Below are 16,593 nucleotides of genomic sequence, written 5' to 3'. Positions count from 1 at the left end.
GCGCGGATCTCCAATGGAAAAACCGATTGTAGGGCCGTGAGCCGGGGTACCGGATCAATCGAACAGCGCCTCGATCGCCGCCAGACCCGCCGTTGCCCGCTCCTTCTTGCGCGCCGCATCGGCGACCGGATCGGCACCATCGCGCTGGATCTCCTCGGCGGGAATTTCCTCGAAGAACCGGCTGGGCTTCAGCCGTACATGCTCACCGAACTTGCGGGTGAGCTTGCTGTAACTCATCCACAACTGGATCTTGGCGCGGGTGATGCCGACGTACAGCAGGCGGCGTTCTTCCTGCAGGTTGCCCTCATCCAGGCTGACCTGGTGCGGCAGCACGCCGTCTTCGCAGCCGACGATGAACACATAGGGGAACTCCAGGCCCTTGGAGGCATGCAGGGTCATCATGCGCACCTGGTTGCCGCCCTCGTCCTTGTCGCTGCGCGACAGCAGCGCCAGCTGGCCGGCCAGGTCGGCGGCGGTGGCACCGCGCGGGCCGCCCTCGAACCACTGCGCCAGTTCCTCGATGTTGTTGGCGCGGCGCTGGTAGCTGGCCTCTTCCTTGGCCTGCTGGCGCAGTTCGCTGAGCAGGCCCGATTCCTTGGCCACCTTGCGGATCATGTCGCCGGACGTCACCTGGCGCATCTGTGCCCGCAGGTCGCGCAGGATGTCGGTGAAGCGCGCCAGGCTGTTGGCCGCGCGCGGCGGCAACTGCTGCAGGGCGCCGATGGTCTCGGCCACATGCGCCATCGGCATGTCCTTTTCCTGCGCCAGCTCGGCCAGCCTGGCCAGCGTACCGGCCCCCACGTCGCGCTTGGGCGACTGCACCGCGCGCATGAACGCGGTGTCGTCGTCCGGGTTCACCAGCAGGCGCAGCCAGGCCAGCGTGTCCTTCACTTCCTGGCGCTCCAGGAACATCGTGCCGCCGGTCAGGTGGTACGGGATGCGCAGCAGCTGCATCGCTTTTTCCAGCGGCCGCGACTGGAAGTTGCCGCGGAACAGGATGCAGAAATCACTCCACGGCACCTTGCGCGACTGCGCCACGAAGGCGATCTCGGCCGCGACCTTTTCCGCTTCATGCTCGCTGTTGCGGCATTCCCACACGCGGATACGCTCGCCGTCGGCCTGGTCGCTCCACAGTTTCTTCAGGTGCTCGTGCGGGTTGTTGGCGATCAGCGCATTGGCCGCGCGCAGCACGCGGTTGGAGCAGCGGTAGTTCTGCTCCAGCTTGATGATCTCCAGGGCGGGGTAATCGCGCCCCATCTGCTGCAGGTTTTCCGGGTTGGCCCCGCGCCAGGCGTAGATCGACTGGTCATCGTCCCCCACGCAGGTGAAGTTGCCCTTCTCGCCGGCCAGCTGCTTGAGCAGGCGGTACTGCGCGTCGTTGGTGTCCTGGCATTCGTCCACCAGCAGGTAGCCGATGCGCTCGCGCCAGGCCAGCGCGATCTCCGGGTTCTCTTCCAGGATCTGCACCGGCAGACGGATCAGGTCGTCGAAGTCGACCGCATTGAACGCGGTCAGCCGCAGCTGGTAACGCTCGTAGACGCTGGCCGCTTCCTTCTCGCGGTTGCTGCGCGCGGCGGCCATCGCCTGCTCGGGCGACAGGCCGGCGTTCTTCGCACGCGACACCAGGTTCTTCATGTCCTCGATGTCATCGGGCTTGGCCCCGTGCATCAGGTCCTTGATCTGCGCGGCGGCATCATCGGCATCGAAGATCGAGAAACCACGCTTCAGGCCCACGGCGGCGTGCTCGATCTGCAGGAACTTCAGGCCCAGCGCATGGAAGGTGCAGATGGTCACTTCGTCGGCGTCCTGCTCGCGCAGGCGCTTGGCCACGCGCTCGCGCATTTCCTTGGCCGACTTGTTGGTGAAGGTGATCGCGGCGATGCGGCGCGCCGGGTAGCGGCCACAGCTGATCAGGTGGGCGATCTTCTCCACGATCACGCGCGTTTTGCCGCTGCCGGCGCCGGCGAGCACCAGCAACGGGCCTTCGATGTGCAGGACCGCGGCAGCTTGGGGGGGATTGAGACCGTGCATGGAGTGGGGATTGTAGCGGGCGGGCGGGACAACCACAGCGGGCGGCCGGCAGGCTTGCTGAACAGCTTCGGCCAGTGGGGGCGGCGGCGTACAATCGGCCGATGGCCAAGCTCTACTTCTACTACTCGGCGATGAACGCCGGCAAGACCACCACCCTGCTGCAGAGCGCACACAACTACCGCGAGCGCGGCATGCGGGTGGCGATCCTGACGCCGCGCCTGGACGACCGCGCCGGCGCCGGCGTGGTTGCCTCGCGGATCGGCCTGCGCGCCGAGGGCATGGCCTTCGACCGTGACACCGACCTGCAGCGCTGGGTAGAGCAGGACCTTGCGGAAAACGGGCCGATGGGCTGCGTGCTGGTGGACGAGGCACAGTTCCTGACCCGCGCCCAGGTCTGGCAGCTCAGCGAGGTGGTCGACCAGCTGCGCATTCCGGTGCTGTGCTACGGCCTGCGCACCGACTTCCGCGGCGAACTGTTCGAGGGCAGCCAGTACCTGCTGGCCTGGGCCGACGAGATGCAGGAAATCAAGACCATCTGCCACAGCGGCAAGAAGGCGACCATGACCGTGCGCGTGGACGAGCATGGCCACGCCGTGCAGGACGGCCCGCAGGTGGAGATCGGTGGCAACGACCGCTACGTGTCGGTCAGCCGTGCGGAGTTCAAGAAGATCACGCGCGGTGAAGGGCGGATCGACCCGGCGCAGGCGCCCCTGCCGCTGTAAAGGGTGTTCTTTTGCAGGGCTTGCAGCCCTGCACCTGCAGAAGCAACGGCAACGGCCAAAGCCAGAGCCGCATTCCGTGGGATGGCGGGCCGGTGGCGGGAGCGTCCGCGGCATGAATGCCGCGGCCAAACCCCCATGGACGGGTTTACGGCGTCTCCCGCCACCGGACCCACCCCGCCTACCCTCAGGAAACCAGCTTCTGCTTCGGCTGTTGCGGTTGCTTTGGCCTCGGCAGGTGCAGGGCTGCAAGCCCTGCAAACCCGCACCCCTCTTAGTACAGCGTGCGCTCCGGCGCTCCGGCCGGCGGCGGGCTGTACTGGTACAGCCAGGTCTCGGTCAGGGTCTTGCCGCCACTGCGCAGGAACAGGCGGATGTCGATCTGCTCGGTACTGCCTTCCGGCGGCACCAGGTCGAACATCGCGCGATAGCCGTTGATCTCGCGCAGCGGCCGCGCCGACACGATCTCGACCCGGCCCCGGCTGGCTTCCACCACCGCCTCGACCTCGGCCTTGTCGATCAGTCTGGCCAGTTCGCCGCCTTCGAAGTCCACCGCGAAGCGCCAGCTGAAATACTCGCGCTTCTTGCCGACCACACCGCCCAGGCCGGTACGGCTGGCCACGCAGTGCGCCAGCGGCGGACGTGCCGGCGGCTCAGCGCCCCAGTACAGGCGGTAGCCAACCAGCAGCTCCTGGCCCGGCTGCGGCTTCTCTTTCGGATTCCAGAACGCCACGATGTTGTCGAAGGTCTCGTCCACGGTGGGAATCTCCACCAGCTGCACCGAGCCCTCGCCCCATTCGCCCTTCGGCTCCACCCACAGGCACGGGCGCTTCTCGTAGAACACGCCGTCATCCTGGTAGTGGTCGAAGTTGCGGTCGCGCTGCAGCAGGCCGAAGCCGCGCGGGTTGCGGTCCACGAACATGTTGAAGCGCAGGTTGCGCGGGTTCAGCAGCGGGCGCCAGATCCATTCGCCGGCACCGGTCCACAGCGACAGGCCGTCGGTATCGTGGATCTCCGGGCGCCAGTCCCAGCCCATGCGGCGGTCGTTCTCGCCCACCTGGTACATGCTGGTGCACGGTGCGATGCCGAGCCGCTCGATCGGCTTGCGCGGGTACAGCGCGCTGTCGATGTCCATCAGCAGCACGTCACCGTTGGTGATCGCGAAGCGATAGGCACCGGCCACGCTGGGCGAATCCAGCAGGCCGTAGACCACGATCGTGTCCGAATCAGCCGACGGCTGTTCCAGGTAGTAGGCGATGAAATCCGGGAATTCCTCCGGCTTGCCCATCCCGGTGTCGATCGCCAGGCCACGCGCGGACTGGCCGTACTGGCCTTCCTTGCCGACCGCGCGGAAATAGCTGGCGCCGAGGAAGGCAGCGAAATCGCGGTCGGTATCCTTGCGGGTGTTCAGGCGGAAGCCGGCGAAGCCGAGGTCGGCCGGCAGCTCGCCATCCTTGATGCCGCTCTTGCCGTAGTTGAACGCCGCGCCGTCATAGGCCAGCTCCTGCGCCTTGCCGTCGACCACGTCGAACATGCGCACCGGCGAATGGAAGTACAGGCCCAGGTGGAAGAACTTGGCCTGGAACTTGCCGGGCTGGTCGGCCCACAGCGCATGGTCCTGGCGGTAGCCGATCGACTGGTACTGGTCCCAGTCCAGGCCCTCCAGGCGGCCCGGCAGCACCCGCTTGTGGCTCTTGTAGGGCGCCTGCGCCAACGCGCGCGCCTGGCCCTTCAGGGTGGCGAAATCGAACGGCTGCGGCTGGCCGAGGCGGCGCAGGCCCATCTGGCCGCTCCGGCTGGCCGCGCACGCGGGCAGGGACGGCAGGCCGAATGCAGCCAGGGCGAGGGAGGCATTGCGGATGAAGTCGCGTCGTTGCATGCAGGCGCGTCAGGCACAGGGAGGAAGGTCGGCCATGATAGGCAGACAAACGTTAACGGGCAGCGGAGACGCACCCTGCCCGTTCAGCTGCCGCTGGCTGCCCGGCTCAGCGCTGGCAGTGGCTGCACCAGACGCTGGCGCGCTGGCCGATGGTGGCGTGCTTCAGCGCGCGCCCGCAGTTCGGGCACGGCAGCCCGTCACGGCCGTACACCAGCAGTTCCTGTTCGAAGTAGCCCGGCGCACCATCGGGGCTGATGAAATCGCGCAGGGTGGTGCCGCCGCGGGTGATCGCGTAGCCCAGGATCTCCTTCACTGCATCGGCCAGCCGCTGGTAGCGCTCGCGCGAGATCTTGCCGGCCTCGCGCAGCGGGCTGATGCCGGCCTTGAACAGGCTCTCGGCGGCGTAGATGTTGCCGACACCCACCACCACCGCCTGGTCCATCAGGAAGGTCTTCACCGGCGCACTGCGGCCCCGGCTGCGGGCGAACAGGTAATCGCCGTCGAAGGCATCGTCCAGGGGCTCCGGGCCCAGCCCCTGCAGCAGCGGGTGGATCTCGCCGGCCGGCTGCCAGAGCAGGCTGCCGAAGCGGCGCGGGTCGTTGAAGCGCAGCAGGCGGCCGTTGTCCAGGCTGATGTCGACGTGGTCGTGCGCCCGCAGCGGGGTATCACCCGGCAGCACGCGCAGGCTGCCGGACATGCCCAGGTGCAGCACCGCGCTGCCGATGGCGGTATCCAGCAGCAGGTACTTGGCGCGGCGGCGGATGTCCTCGATGCGCTGCCCCGGCAGCAGCTCGGCCACTTCCGGCGGAATCGGCCAGCGCAGGTCGGCGCGGCGCAGGATCACGCCATGCACGCGCCGGCCCTGCAGGTGCGGCGCCAGGCCGCGGCGGGTGGTTTCGACTTCGGGTAGTTCGGGCATGGGGTGATTCTACGCCCGCTCAACGCGGCGGCGCGGACAGCTCACGGGCGTCCAGGAAACCATCACCGTTGGCATCCTGCTTGTGGAAGCGCTGCACGATCACCTGCCGCTGCTGCTCGCGGCTGATCGCCCTGCCCTTGCCGCCGGGCAGCTCGTCGGCGCTCAGCACGCCATCACCATTGCGGTCCATGTGGTCGAAGGCATACAGCATCCACTGCACGTACTCGGATTCACTCACCCGGCCGTCGCCATCGCTGTCCATCCGCTGCAGATAGCTGGCGGTGTCGGTGACCTGGGCCAGCGCCACGCCCGGCAACAGCAGCGCCAGCAGAAGCCCGTGCCCTGCCCTCACGCGCCCACCAGGCTGTAGCCCTTCAACCGTGCGGCGTAGGCCTGCAGCGCGGCGATACCGCTTTCCTCGGCCTCGCGACACCAGGCCTGCAGCTGATGCAGGCGCTCGGCAGCATCGTGGCCGCGCGCCTCCAGCAGCGCCGCCAACCGCGCGCGGTACTCGACCAGGGTGCGGATGCGCGGGCGCTGTGCCACCCAGGCGCTGAGCTGGGCACGCCCGTCCGGCTTCAGCCAGCGGCCATCATTGACCAGGCCTCGGCGCAGCCGGCGCGGCAACAGGCGGCGCAGCTTGGCTCCAGCCTGCGCGGCTTCCTCGCGCAAGGCGGGCATGAACACGTTGCGCTGGTAATCCGTCATCGCCTGGAAGCGGTGCGACAGCAGCGCCTTCAGGGTTTCGGCATCGGGCACGGCGATGTTCGGGCGCACGTCCATGGCCGGCGCCACCCGCAGCACCTTGGCCAGGCGCAGCGCCTGCAGCAGTCGGATCGCACTCCAGCCAATATCGAACTCCCAGCGCCGCATCGCAAAGCGCGCCGAACTGGGGAAGGCATGGTGGTTGTTGTGCAACTCCTCGCCGCCGATCCAGAACCCCCACGGCGTGAGGTTGGTGGAGGTATCGGCCGACTCGTAGTTGCGGTAGCCCCACCAGTGGCCCAGGCCGTTGACCACGCCGGCGGCCCAGAACGGGATCCACGCCATCTGGATCGCCCACAACGCCACGCCCGGCAGGCCGAACAGCACGCTGTTGATCACCAGCAGCAGCACCGGGCCCAGCGTGGCGTGCGGGGTATACAGGTGGCGCTCGATCGCATCGTCGGGGGTGCCGCGCCCGTACTGTTCGATGTCCGCGCGCATGCCGCGTGCCTCCCGGTACAGCTCCACGCCGTGCCAGAACACCTTGCCGATGCCGCGGGTGACCGGGCTGTGCGGGTCGTCCTCGGTCTCCACCTTGGCGTGGTGCTTGCGGTGGATCGCCACCCATTCCCGGGTGATCATCGAGGTGGTCAGCCACAGCCAGAAGCGGAACACATGGGCCAGCGCCGGGTGGAAATCGACCCCGCGATGGGCCTGGCTGCGATGCAGGTACAGGGTCACCGAGAAGATGGTGATCTGGGTGAAGACCAGCAGCACCGCCAGCAGGGCCCACCCGCCCAGGCCGAGCACACCACCGGTCAACAGGGACATCAGGGCATCAGGCATGGCAGCTCTCCGGATCGACGCGGGGATGGCAGACATGATGGGCGCTTGCGTTGCAAACTGCATCCCTACGGCGGTGTATCGCATCGCCATCCGTGGCACCGTTCACAGTTGGGGACCCGAGTTGTCGAGCCTTGATCCACGCACCAGCGCCATCACCGCTGCCCCGCCCGTCGCGGAGCCGCCCCCGTTGATCGAACTGGACCGCGCCACCGTGGTGCGCGGCCAGGTAAAGGTGCTGCACGGGCTCAGCCTGCGCATCGCGCAGGGCCAGCACACCGCCCTGCTCGGGCCCAACGGCTGCGGCAAGTCGACCTTCATCAAGCTGATCACCCGCGAGCTGTACCCGCTGGCGCTGGGCGACGGCTCGGTGGCCGTGAAGGTGCTGGGCCAGAACCGCTGGCAGGTGGACCGGCTGCGCTCGCAGCTGGGCATCGTCACTGGCGACCTCAGCAGCAACCTGGCCGACATGCCGGGGCTGACCGTGGAGCAGGCGGTGCTGTCCGGCTTCTTCGCCAGCTACGTGGTGCCCGCGTTCCGCGAGGTGACCGACGACATGCGCGCCCGCGTCGGCGAAACGCTGGCGATGACCGGCGCCCTGTCCCTGCGTGAACGCGCCTACGCCGAGCTGTCGGCCGGCGAGACCCGCCGCGTGCTGATCGCCCGCGCGCTGGTCAACCGGCCGCAGGCACTGCTGCTGGACGAACCGTCCACCGGATTGGACCTGGTCGCGCGCGAGCAGCTGGTGGCGACCATGCGGGTACTGGCGCAGCAGGGCATCACCCTGGTGCTGGTGACCCACCACATCGAAGAGATCATTCCCGAGATCGAGCGGGTGGTGCTGCTGCGCGACGGCCGCGTACAGGCCGACGGTACCCGCGCCGAGCTGCTGCGCAGCACGCCGCTGTCGGCGGTATTCGGCGGCACGATCACCGTGTGCGAGCAGGAAGGCCGGCTGACCGCGTACGCGGGGTAATCGACATGCGGTTGTAGAGCCGACCCCACGCTCGGCGGCTCGTGATCACAGCACACAGCAGCCGAGCATGGGCTCGGCTCTACAGGCTGCAATGCAGCGGGCCGGAGGTTCCGGCCCGCTGCACCCTTGCTCAGAACTTCAGCGCCAGCGCGCGCGACTCGATCGGTGCCATCCGGCTCTGGTCCTGCAGCTGCAGGTCTCGCAGCTCATAGGGTGCGCCGAAGCCCGTCGGCAATGCGGCCTGGTCGAACGGCAGCACCAGCTGGCCCGCGCCGGGGCCATCGAACCACGCCGCTGCATGCCCCTGCGCGACCGGCCTCAGTTGGCCGTCGCGTCCGGTGGCATACAACGTGCCACGCGCCTCGTAGCGACCGGCTGCGGCCACCTGCAGCGGCAGCGCCACCTCGCGGCTGGCCGGGTCCGGTGCCGCCTGGCCGCTGAAACGCGCGGTCGGCCGCGCCACCGCGAAGGCGACCTTGCCATCGCGCAGCACGCCATCGGCCTGCGCGAACACCTGCAACTCCCACAGCCCCTGCACGTTGCCGACATCGGACGGAATCCGCACCTGCGCACGCAGGGCGCCATCGGTGGTGCGCAGCAGCCGCTGCGGCCAGCTGCGTCCGTCCGGTGCCACCAGCAGCGCTTCACCGCCCAGGCCGCTACGCCGCGATGCCAGCTGGGCGGTGGTGGCGCCGTCTTCCAGCAGGCGTGCCTGCAGCTGCACGCTGCCACCGGCCAGCACCTGTGCCTGGTTGGCCTGCACTTCCAGCCGCAGCGGGCTGTTCGGCTCAAGCACCTGCACCACGTAGCGGCCCTGTGCCTGTGCGCTCTGCAGCGTGTACGCACCGGCGGCACTGGTCGCGCCGGTGCGCAGCATGCTGCTGCCATCCTTCACCGGCATGCCGGCCTCCTGCAGCGCGCGCGCATCGACACGGCGCGCCACGCTGCTGCGGCCGGCCGGGTCGCGCACCTGCAGGGTATTGGCCGGCAGCGCGCGGGCACCTTCGGCCGGGCTCAGCTGGATCACCGCATCGGCGGCGGTCAGCGGCAGGTCCAGGCCGCGTTGCAGCTGCGTGCCATCGACCTGCTGCCAGTAGCTGCGGCTGACCGAGGCGTATGGCGTGGCTGCCTGCAGCGGCTGTGCCGGGTCCAGCGCCCAGGCGAACGCCAGCGGCGCGTGTTCGCTGTCATCGGTGGGCAGCGGCGCGGCCACCAGGGCGGCAGGCACCTGATCGCCCGCGCGGGCCGCCTGCAGCGGCTGCGCGGCCTGCGCTGTGGAAAGGGACAGCACTGCCAGCACCGCACTGGCCAGCAGGGTGGAATGGATCGTCATGGTCATCTCCCTCACTGGGTCAGGTCGTTGCGCAGCAGGGTGCCGAGGCCGAAGCACTCGCGCCGGCTCTGGTTGTGGCTGAGCGGTTCTGCGCCCTGGGTGCGCGCCTTGTCGGTGAACCAGGTGGTGCCGGCAGCTTTCTGGCTGCTGCACTCCAGGAAGCCATCGGAGCAGGACGACAGCCAGTTCTGGGTGAACTCCAGGCCGACATTGGCGGCATAGCCACCGCAGTAGCTGTTGCTGTCCCATACCGCCGATTCCACGTCACTGCCGACCACCACACGGAACGGCTTGGGCAGCGCCGGGCGACCGGCCGTGCCATACAGGTTCTGCGCGTTGTAGGTCGCCATGCTCGCCACCTGCTGCTGGCGCACCGCGTCGTTCTTGTAGCCCAGCAGCCAACCCAGCGAGGTTTCGAAGGTATTGCCGTTGAGCACCGCATCGGCCAATGGCGTGCCGGCCGAGGACGGCGCCAGCGCGGTGACCTTGCGCACCGTACGGATGATCTTCGGATAGCGGCTGTCGTAGGTCGGGTTGGACAGGATCCAGCGCACCACGTTGCCGCCGTTGGAGTGGGTGATCACCACCAGCTGGGTGATGCCACGGCTGTCGATGAAGCCGGTCAGCTGGTTGGCCAGGCAACCGGCCGCTTCCGGTTTCCACATGTACTGGGTGAAGTCACAGTTGATGACGACGTAGTTGCTGCTGTTGGGCAGGCCCTGGCGCACGGTGTCGATGATCGCCGGCTGCCAGTAGTCCTGGGTGGCATTGGTCTGCGCGCCGGTGCCATGCACGAAGGCCACGCCGACCACGTCGGCGGCCTGCGCCGGGGCGGTTGCCAGCCCGAGGAGCAGGGCCAGGACGGTACTTCCTGTTGCGGTGCTGCGCATCGCTTCTCTCCCTCTGTCAGCGGATCCCCCCGACCCGACTGGAACTGGACGGCATCTCGACCACCGTTGTGTCGATGCTCGCGGTGCAGGCGCGTGAAAGTCCGTGCGCTGCGCCCGGAATTGGGAGAATGACGCCGAACGATGACGGTTTTTATTCCATGGCAGTGACCATGCCGGGTCTGGCCGTATGACCGACGGTCACTGCGGTGTCGTGCGGGGGCTGCGATCATGGCGCGGTGTTTCCTGCCCAGAGCCTGTCCATGTCGCTGATTTCCCACCCTGCCCGCCCGCTGCTCGGCCTTGCCGTGGCTGCGGCCCTGGCCGGTTGTGCCGCCACCGCCACCAAGCCGACCGCCGTCGAAGCCAACATCACCACCAAGGCCGTCGGCTATCTGGACAAGAGCGCGGTTCCGGCCAGCCTCGACCTGGTGCCGGCACCGCCGGTCGCCGGTTCGGCTGCCCTCGCCCTGGACGAGCAGGTCAGCCGAGAAGCCCGCGCGCTGCGTGGCAGCCCGCGCTTCGCCCAGGCCGGCGTCGATGCGGAACTCGGTTTCCCCGAGGGCGCCAACCACTTCTCCTGCGCCGCCGACATCGACGTCGATGCGGTGAAGACCCCAGCGCTGTACCGCCTGCTGGAGCGCAGCCGGATCGACGCCAGTGCGGCGACCAAGGCGGCCAAGAACCACTACCAGCGCCCGCGCCCGTTCATGGTCAACGGTGAGCCGACCTGTTCGCCGAAGGACGAGGACGGCCTGCGCAAGAACGGTTCCTACCCCTCCGGCCACACCTCGATCGGCTGGGCCTGGGCCCTGATCCTGTCGGAGATCGCGCCGGACCGCGCCGACGCCATCCAGGCCCGTGGCCGCAACTACGGCGAGAGCCGCCTGGTCTGCAACGTGCACTGGCAGAGCGACATCCTCGAAGGCCGCTTCATGGGTGCCGCCGCCGTGGCCCGCCTGCACGACAACGCCGCGTTCAACAAGGACCTGCTGGCCGCACGCAAGGAGATCGAAGCGGCACGCAAGGCCGGCCTGCACTCCAGCCGCGACTGCACCACCGAGAACGCGGTGCTGAAGATCCGCCCGCAGAGCGCGCTGTAACGGTCGATGCCAGGGTCAGGGCTCTGCGGCGATCCCTGCGTCGGCGAACGCCTTCTGCAGGGCTGCTTTGTTGCCGCCGCGCGGCCAACCCACCACCCGCGCGGCGACCCTGCCGTCGCGCAGGATGTAGAAGGTGGGTGTTCCCCAGTAGCCGAAGTCTGCAAAGTCCGTCTGGCGGGCCACGACCTGGATCGGCAGATCGGGATGGCGTTCGGCCCAGTCGGTGAAGATGCGCAGATCAAGCGTCCCGTCCTGCGGGGACAGCCACAGCGCGCGGCTTCCTGAAAGTATCCGCAACACGTCGGGGTCGGCGCGCGCCGCTTCTGCCACCGCACGCGTGAAGCCGCAGGCTGGATGCGCGATGACAATGATCTTCAACGACGCCATGTCGGCGTGCGCCGCGCGAAAGCTCGCGCCATCCGCACTGGGCGTCCAGTACTCGAACGGCTTGGTGACGCGCGGCCACCGGGGCACGGGGCGGCCATTGAAAGCGGCCCGCCACGGCGATACCGGGGCCAACGCAGCGGCATCACGGCTCAGAACGGCAATGGTCGCTCCGGCGCGTGCGTCAGCAGGCTGCAGTTCACCACGCTTGCGGAGCTCGACCCCCACGCGCAGTGCAATGGCCGAGTAGTGCGGCTGCTTGCCTGCCACGGCGGCCGCGTGGGTCGCCCGCAACAGTACACGCAGGTCGGGTGTGCTCAGGCGGGACAGCGTAGCGGTATGAGGCAAAACACCCGTGTCAAACGCACGATCAACCTGGGCTCCGCGCTCACGCCAGTCATGGTCCGGCCCTGAGAGGCTTTCCCACGTTTCCTGCACGGTGGCATAGCCCTCCTCCAGAGATGCCCCGGCGGCACAGGGAGAGGACAGGATCATCGCCAGCGTGGTGGCGACCGGGAGCAACCCACGCATCATGACCCGTGGGCGCCGCAGGGCCGCGATCAGCAGTTGGACGTGCATATGTGTGCCGTTGATTCCTCGCATGTCGCGTGCGAGATGCACTTGTAGCCGGGATAGTCTGCCTCGTTGCAATGTTCTCCCACGCTACAACGCAGGCTGCGCGCAGTGTTCTGTATCTGCAGAACCCGTTGGTCTTCTTCCGAATTGACCCTGACATCGGGAATGACCGCCACCAGGTGCTGGAACCCAAACGGTTTGAGTACGCGATGGAGATCGGCCGCTCCCACTTCCCGTGCCAGATCGGAGTAATCGAAGGTGGTCAGTCCGAGCGCACTGAACCGTAGCGATGCGGTGAACCGCGCGCGCGCTGCAGGCGTCATTTTGTAAAGGGGAAACGTATCGGTATCCCCGAATGCCTTTGCATACGCGTCGAATGATCGCTGATCGGTGATCGACGCGGTCCGCTTCTCCAGGTGCAGGTGCTGGTCGTCCGGAAGCGTCGTTGTTGCTGCTTCAGCAGCGTTCACCCCCGCAGATGCCTGCATCGACAGCACGAGCATGGCCAAGCCTACGGTCATCCGCGACATTCTGTTCTTCATTGCAGTACCCCGGTTGCCCGGAAGATTCCGGTAGCTACGGTTGTACGCCTGTTCCATCCGAGCGCATCGACACGGGCTCGGGTTCACGGCAACTGAGACATATTCTTGCCGCCGCTCACACTTCTTGACCGCTGCCCGCAGCGCGGGCGTGTCCATCTGCGACATGGTCGCGCATCAAAAGGAAGGGCCGGCATTGCGCCGGCCCTTCTTCATTGCACTACCGCCACCGCATCAGAACTTCGCGGTGAACTCCACGCCCCAGGTCCGCGGCTCGTTGAGGAAGCCGGTCAGGTTGTTGAAGTCGATCGCACCGACCACGCGGGTCTGGTTGGTCAGGTTGCGGCCGAACACGGCCACGTCGTACTGGCCGTAATCCCAGTTGTAACCGAGGCGCAGGCCGCCCTCCAGCGAACTGCGGCCGCGGAATTCCGGCGACTCGTAGATGAAGAAGTTGACCGCGCTGCGGTACGCCCAATCGGTGTAGGCGTACAGCTCACTGCCATCGCTGAGCGGGAAGCCCACGCGCAGGGTCGCGTTGTGGATCCACTTCGGCGCCTGCGGCAGCGGGTTGCCGTTGACCAGCGCGTAGGTCTGGCCGTTGATCACCGTGGTCGGGTCAGTGATGGTGCAGCCACCGCCACAGATCGCCACCGCCAGGTTCTTGTCCTTGATCTCGGTGTCGTTGTAGCTGCTGCCGAAGGTCAGCAGGACGTTGTCGGCCAGGTAGGCCTCCAGGTCCAGCTCGACGCCCTGGCCGACGGTCTTGTCGGCGTTGAGCAGGGTGGCGGTGTTGTTGGCGCCGCCCACGGCGATCAGCTGCTGGCCATCGACGTTGTAGCGGAACACGCTCAGGCCCAGGCGCGCGCGGCGCTCGAACAGGTCGGCCTTGATGCCGGCCTCGTACGAGATCACCTTCTCCGAATCGGCCTGCGACAGGCCCGGCGCGAAGGCCAGGCGGCCCTGGATCGACGGCGCGCGGAAGCCCTTGGCCACGCGGGCATAGGCGTTGATGTCGTCGGTCAGCTTGTAGACGCCACTGAAATCCCAGCTGACGTCGTTGACGTCGGTGTTGGCCAGGTACGGGCCACTGACCGGGGTGCCGAACGGAACGGCCTGCAGCACGCTGGCGCTGAAGTCCTTCTTGTCCTGGGTGTAGCGCACGCCGGCGCGCAGCTTGAAGCGGTCGGTGACGTCGAAGTCACCCGAGGCGAACACCGCCCACGCCTTGTTGCGCTGGTTCTGCACCACGTGGCCGGTCTGCGGATTGCCCGGGGTCAGCGAGTCGTAGTTGAAGTTGTTGATGGTCACGTCTTCATCGAAGTAGAAGACGCCGGCCTGCCAGTCGAAGCGGCCCCACTCGTTGGACTCGACGCGGACTTCCTGCGTCCACTGCCGGTGGTGCGGCAGGCCGTCGGCCGACTCCGACGAGAACGGAATCAGGCCGGGGCCGTAGTTGCCGGCACCCAGGAAGGACGCGCCGTAGCCACCGTCGATGTCGCCACGGTTGAGCGATTCGGCGGTTTCATAGCCGGTGATCGAGTGCAGGGTTACCGAGCCGAGGTTCCACTGCAGGCGCGCGCTGCCACCCCAGGTCTCCAGGTCGGAGAAGTTGACGCCGTCATTGGCCACCTTGTCGCGGTCGAAGCTCTCGACCAGCGCATTGCCCCCCTTCTGGATGATGTTGGCGCGGAACAGGCGGGCGGTGCCGTTGAGCTTGCGCTTGTGCAGGTTGAACAGCGCTTCGAAGTCATCGCCTTCGTACAGGAACTGCACGCGGCCGGCCGCTTCGTCATAGCCCTCGAAGCCGCTGTTGGGTGCACCGGCGCGGGTGTTGTCGACCCAGTCGTCGCGGCGCTGGTAGATGGCCGAGACGCGCGCCGACCAGCGGTCGGTCAGCGGGCCGCCGTAGGCGCCCTGCACGTTCCAGCTGTTGTAGCTGCCGTAGCCGACGCGGAGGTAACCATCGGCGTCCTGCGACGGGCGCGCCGAGTCGAACTTGACCACACCGGCCGGGGTATTGCGGCCGAACAGCGTGCCCTGCGGGCCACGCAGCACTTCCACGTTGGCCAGGTCGAACAGCGGGAAGCCCTTCAGCAACGGGCTTTCCTGCACCACATCGTCATACACCAGCGACACCGGCTGCGACGCATTGAGGTCGAAGTCGGTGTTGCCCAGGCCGCGGATGTAGAAGCGCGGGAAGGCCCGGCCGTAGGACGACTCGATGTTGAGGCTAGGCACGCGTGCGGCCAAGAAGCGGATGTCATCGCCGGCCGAGCCGAGCACGTCCAGCTTCTCGCCCTGGATCGCGCTCAACGCGACCGGTACGTCCTTGGCGTTCTCGACGCGGCGCTGCGCGGTCACCTGCAGGGCGTCGAGGGCAACCGGATCCTTGGCAGCGGGGGTTTCCTGGGCGGCTGCTACCAGCGGCAGCAGGGCGGAAAGAGCGGCAACGAGGGGACGCGCGACCGGAAATCGGCCACGGGAAGTGCGGGTCGGGGACATGGCGGTAGGCTGTGTTTGGAGGGGTGGTAAAACGGCGCTACCAGATAATTGTTGCAATACAGCACCTGCCCCGCAAATGCCGGCCGTTCATGGCCCTGTCGCCCGGCCCCGGGCGCGCTCGCTAGACTCGGGGTTTTCCAGCGCCGCGGAGCCGCCGCAATGACCCAGTGGTACTTCCACGCCTCTGCCCAGGCCGAACGCATCGGCCCGCTTGATGACGAGGCCGCGCGCCGCTTTGCGCTGGCCAATCCGCGCGCGCTGGCCTGGTGCCAGGGCATGGGCGGGTGGACGTCGATTGCCGAGGTGCCCGAACTGCAGTCAACGGCCCCGGGCATGCCCAGCACCCCACCGCCGGTTCCCGCCGACGCCAGCGGCCGCGCCGACGACATCGAATTCCGCATCGTCGGCCATGAGATGCAGTTCGTGGAAATCGAGCTTGACCCCGGCGAGAGCGCCATTGCCGAGGCCGGCGCCTTGATGTTCAAGGACGCGAGCGTGCAGATGGACACCGTGTTCGGCGCCGCCAGCGGGGGTCCGGGCGGTGGCTTCATGGGCAAGGTGATGGCCGCCGGCAAGCGCGTGCTGACCGGCGAGAGCCTGTTCGCCACCGTCTACACCCAGAGCGGCCACGGCAAGGGCAAGGTCGCCTTCGCCGCGCCCTACCCCGGCACCGTGCTGGCGATGAAACTGGACCAGCATGGCGGCCGCCTGATCTGCCAGAAGGACAGCTTCCTGGCCGGCGCGCGCGGTGTGCAGATCGGCGTGCAGTTCCAGCGCAGGATCATGACCGGCCTGTTCGGCGGTGAGGGCTTCATCATGCAGAAGCTGGAAGGCGACGGCTGGGTCTTCATCCACGCCGGCGGCTGCGTGATCGAGCGCGAGCTGGCCGCCGGCGAGCGCCTGGACGTGGATACCGGCTGCGTGGTGGCCTACCACCCGACCGTGGACATGGACGTGCGCCGGGTGACCGGCATCAAGAGCATGCTGTTCGGCGGCGAAGGCGTGTTTCTGGCCACGCTGACCGGCCCTGGCAAGGTCTGGCTGCAGTCGCTGCCGTTCTCGCGCCTGGCCGGCCGCATGTGGATGGCCGCGCCGCAGGGCGGCGGCCAGAACCGCGGCGAAGGCTCGGTGCTGGGTGGCCTGGGCCGGATGCTGGACGGCGACAACCGGTTCTGAGCGGCTCCGGTCGTGCCG

At 67.8% G+C, this 16,593-nt stretch carries 14 protein-coding genes; 4 read left to right on the top strand and 10 right to left on the bottom strand.

The genetic code is table 11. The annotated features are described in order from the left end of the window. Positions 1-54 precede the first annotated feature (54 nt). Complete coding sequence (locus LRM18_RS04815) at positions 55-2,031, bottom strand: UvrD-helicase domain-containing protein (RefSeq protein WP_049468492.1); 1,977 nt, start codon at positions 2,029-2,031, stop codon at positions 55-57. A gap of 101 nt (positions 2,032-2,132) precedes the next feature. Between LRM18_RS04815 and LRM18_RS04810 the strand changes: the two genes are divergently transcribed. Then, a complete protein-coding gene (locus LRM18_RS04810) occupies positions 2,133-2,753 on the top strand; it encodes a thymidine kinase (protein ID WP_049468491.1) in 621 nt (206 codons plus the stop codon). Positions 2,754-3,024: 271 nt separating this feature from the next. Here the strand turns inward: LRM18_RS04810 and LRM18_RS04805 are convergent, their stop codons facing one another. The 4 genes from LRM18_RS04805 to LRM18_RS04790 form a co-directional block, all read right to left on the bottom strand. Further along, on the bottom strand, positions 3,025-4,629 hold the full coding sequence (locus tag LRM18_RS04805; protein ID WP_270951834.1) for a glucan biosynthesis protein D: 1,605 nt from the start codon (positions 4,627-4,629) through the stop codon (positions 3,025-3,027). Positions 4,630-4,735: 106 nt separating this feature from the next. Then, positions 4,736-5,548, bottom strand: coding sequence for a bifunctional DNA-formamidopyrimidine glycosylase/DNA-(apurinic or apyrimidinic site) lyase (gene mutM, locus LRM18_RS04800; RefSeq protein ID WP_005421105.1), 813 nt, complete (start codon positions 5,546-5,548; stop codon positions 4,736-4,738). A 19-nt stretch (positions 5,549-5,567) separates the two neighbouring features. Further along, positions 5,568-5,900 (bottom strand): EF-hand domain-containing protein, encoded by a 333-nt coding sequence (locus LRM18_RS04795; RefSeq protein ID WP_049468487.1) that lies wholly within the window; start codon positions 5,898-5,900, stop codon positions 5,568-5,570. Then, positions 5,897-7,099, bottom strand: coding sequence for a fatty acid desaturase (locus LRM18_RS04790; RefSeq protein WP_103283078.1), 1,203 nt, complete (start codon positions 7,097-7,099; stop codon positions 5,897-5,899). Before LRM18_RS04790 ends, LRM18_RS04795 begins: the two co-directional genes overlap by 4 nt. 151 nt (positions 7,100-7,250) lie before the next feature. On the opposite strand from LRM18_RS04790, the gene LRM18_RS04785 reads away from it, so the two are divergent. After that, entirely contained in the window at positions 7,251-8,072 is an 822-nt protein-coding gene (locus tag LRM18_RS04785; RefSeq protein WP_064239581.1) for an ATP-binding cassette domain-containing protein, read from the top strand. 130 nt (positions 8,073-8,202) lie between these two features. Here the strand turns inward: LRM18_RS04785 and LRM18_RS04780 are convergent, their stop codons facing one another. Next, positions 8,203-9,405 carry a DUF4785 domain-containing protein gene (locus tag LRM18_RS04780; RefSeq protein ID WP_270951819.1) on the bottom strand — a complete coding sequence of 401 codons (1,203 nt, stop codon included), beginning with the start codon at positions 9,403-9,405 and terminating at the stop codon, positions 8,203-8,205. An 11-nt stretch (positions 9,406-9,416) separates the two neighbouring features. Then, complete coding sequence (locus LRM18_RS04775; protein ID WP_053506740.1) at positions 9,417-10,295, bottom strand: hypothetical protein; 879 nt, start codon at positions 10,293-10,295, stop codon at positions 9,417-9,419. 260 nt (positions 10,296-10,555) lie between these two features. Here LRM18_RS04775 and LRM18_RS04770 point away from each other — a divergent pair, with 260 nt between their 5' ends. Beyond that, the gene (locus tag LRM18_RS04770) at positions 10,556-11,395 is read left to right on the top strand and encodes a phosphatase PAP2 family protein (RefSeq protein WP_074725837.1); all 840 of its coding nucleotides are present in this window, start codon (positions 10,556-10,558) and stop codon (positions 11,393-11,395) included. A 15-nt stretch (positions 11,396-11,410) separates the two neighbouring features. On the opposite strand, the gene LRM18_RS04765 is transcribed toward LRM18_RS04770, so the two are convergent. The 3 genes from LRM18_RS04765 to LRM18_RS04755 all read right to left on the bottom strand — a co-directional run bounded on the left by LRM18_RS04765 (position 11,411) and on the right by LRM18_RS04755 (position 15,399). Continuing rightward, on the bottom strand, positions 11,411-12,358 hold the full coding sequence (locus LRM18_RS04765; RefSeq protein WP_270951816.1) for a hypothetical protein: 948 nt from the start codon (positions 12,356-12,358) through the stop codon (positions 11,411-11,413). Then, positions 12,340-13,062 (bottom strand): hypothetical protein, encoded by a 723-nt coding sequence (locus tag LRM18_RS04760; RefSeq protein WP_270951814.1) that lies wholly within the window; start codon positions 13,060-13,062, stop codon positions 12,340-12,342. The genes LRM18_RS04765 and LRM18_RS04760 overlap by 19 nt, the downstream gene beginning before the upstream one ends. 66 nt (positions 13,063-13,128) lie before the next feature. After that, complete coding sequence (locus LRM18_RS04755) at positions 13,129-15,399, bottom strand: TonB-dependent receptor (protein WP_270951812.1); 2,271 nt, start codon at positions 15,397-15,399, stop codon at positions 13,129-13,131. A gap of 159 nt (positions 15,400-15,558) precedes the next feature. Here LRM18_RS04755 and LRM18_RS04750 point away from each other — a divergent pair, with 159 nt between their 5' ends. Beyond that, positions 15,559-16,575 (top strand): TIGR00266 family protein, encoded by a 1,017-nt coding sequence (locus LRM18_RS04750; protein ID WP_049468473.1) that lies wholly within the window; start codon positions 15,559-15,561, stop codon positions 16,573-16,575. Positions 16,576-16,593: the final 18 nt, after the last annotated feature.

This window comes from Stenotrophomonas sp. PI_27, from assembly GCF_027854495.1.
GTDB lineage: Bacteria > Pseudomonadota > Gammaproteobacteria > Xanthomonadales > Xanthomonadaceae > Stenotrophomonas > Stenotrophomonas pavanii.
Note: the sequence above shows the minus strand (reverse complement) of the source record. Positions and strands in the feature narration are given on the sequence as shown.